The sequence below is a fragment of the Collinsella aerofaciens genome (genome assembly GCF_040920445.1).
In the GTDB taxonomy this organism is placed as follows: domain Bacteria; phylum Actinomycetota; class Coriobacteriia; order Coriobacteriales; family Coriobacteriaceae; genus Collinsella; species Collinsella aerofaciens_BH.
Window position 1 is genome coordinate 1 of the sequence record NZ_JBCOTQ010000066.1, and the last position, 1918, is coordinate 1918.

Below are 1918 nucleotides of genomic sequence, written 5' to 3' on the forward strand. Positions count from 1 at the left end.
CTACTCACCCATCGGGGACTAGGTGAATAGCAAAAGCCCCGCAGTCGGAGCGGACTGCGGGGCTCATGAAGAGAGGCTAGTTTGTGGGCGTCTTGCCTGGCGCCCACGAGAGAGGCAACAGAGTAGAGACTACTCGTGGATGCGGGTGCCGGAGAGGCCGGCCATGGTCTCGGCAGCCTTGTCCAGAGCGCCGATGATGCAGGTGCGGCCCTTGCGGGAACGAGCGAACTTGATGGCAGCGCGGACCTTGGGCTCCATGGAACCCTTGCCGAACTGGCCCTCGTCGGCCAGGCGCTCGGCCTCGTCGGCGGTGAGGTCCTCGAGCTCCTCCTGGTTGGGCTTGCCAAAGTTGATGGCGACATGCTCAACGGCGGTCAGCAGGAACAGAACGTCGGCGTCGCAGTCCTCGGCCAGCAGCTCGCCGCCCAGGTCTTTGTCGATGACGGCGGGGACGCCCTTGTAGCAGCCCTTGTTCTCATAGTCGCGGACGACGGGAATGCCGCCGCCACCGCAGGCGATGACGATGAACTCGTTGTCGAGCAGATTGAGGATGGAGTCGGCCTCGACGATCTTCTTGGGATCGGGGGAAGCGACGACGCGACGCCAGCCGCGACCGGAATCCTCGACGAAGACCTTGGAGGGATCCTCGGCCATGAACTCCTTGGCCTGCTCCTCGGTGTAGAAGGGACCGATCGGCTTGGTCGGGTTCTTGAACGCGGGATCGTCCGGGTCGCACTCGATCTGGGTGACGACGGTGGCGGCGTGCCAACGCTTATAGCGCTTGTGCATCTCGCGGCCAATGCCCTGCTGCAGGTGATAACCAATGTAGCCCTGGGACATGGCGCCGCACTCGGGCAGCGGCATCTCGGGGGTGCCGATGGCGTCGTGGGCAGCGGCGAAGGCGTTCTGGATCATGCCAACCTGCGGGCCGTTGCCGTGGGTGATGATGATCTCGTTGCCCTGCTCGATCAGGCCGAGGAGAGCGTGAGCGGTGTTACTCACGGCCTCGATCTGCTCAACGGGGTTGTTGCCGAGGGCGTTGCCGCCAAGGGCGACGACGATACGATCGGGCTTGCCAAGAGGCTTAGACATTGCTGGAATCCTTTCTGTAAAAGGCCTACAACCCATTAATAACCCGCGCCCGTGCGATACGCGAGTTTATTAAGGTTTATATTCTCTTTATCGCTCATTTTATTCATTTTGAAAATAGTTGAACGGTGAACGGTCGCTTTTACCCGCTCAGCGTAAAGAAACCCAGCTCAAGCATATCTACGTCATTTACGTGCAACTTTATTTTAATAGAGCAGGGATTAGACCAGATTATGCAAACTATATCTTTGCTAAACATAAAATAGGCAGCGCAAAATCTTACTCGCACTATACGAGATTCTATGCACTTATTGGACGAGTATGCAGCCCTGCAATAACATGGCGTTTTTCATCCAACTTAAGGAATAGACGAGTGCCTTTGCCGCGCGTCGGCCGGCAGCCGGCGAGCCGTCTCGTCGATCGCCGCTTCCAGAAAATCAAAAACTGATATTGCGCGCGCAATTGCGGCATGGTACTTTAGCGAAGAACAGCGCGGGCTTGGGCGACAGAGATCTGTCGTGAAGTTTGGGTTCGGCGACCCCGCCGCTGTCTTCTCCTTATCCGCCAGCGAGCCCCTTGAGCGACGGATTGAGGAGGTCCTTACTATGACAAAAATGCTCAAGATCACGCTGAATGGCGAGACGTTTCTCGCCGACATGCTCTGGGACAAGGCTCCCGAGGCATGCAAGCTGTTCGAATCGTCCTGTCCGGTCGAGTCACGTATCTTTTCGGCCAAGATCTGCGATGCCGAGGTAACCTATCCCGTATCGGGCCCCATCGCCAATTACGAGCACATCGAGAACCCCGTCTTTCACGAGCCGGCGGGCGC

The 1918-nt window shown here is 58.1% G+C and carries 2 protein-coding genes; one reads left to right on the forward strand and one right to left on the reverse strand.

Annotation, left to right across the window (positions count from 1 at the left end):
• Positions 1–129: 129 nt before the first annotated feature.
• Complete coding sequence (gene arcC / locus AB5405_RS08905; RefSeq protein WP_006235166.1) at positions 130–1092, reverse strand: carbamate kinase; 963 nt, start codon at positions 1090–1092, stop codon at positions 130–132.
• 602 nt (positions 1093–1694) lie between these two features.
• On the opposite strand from arcC, the gene AB5405_RS08910 reads away from it, so the two are divergent.
• Positions 1695–1918: hypothetical protein (locus AB5405_RS08910; protein ID WP_368138239.1), on the forward strand; the 224-nt coding region annotated here is incomplete at its 3' end.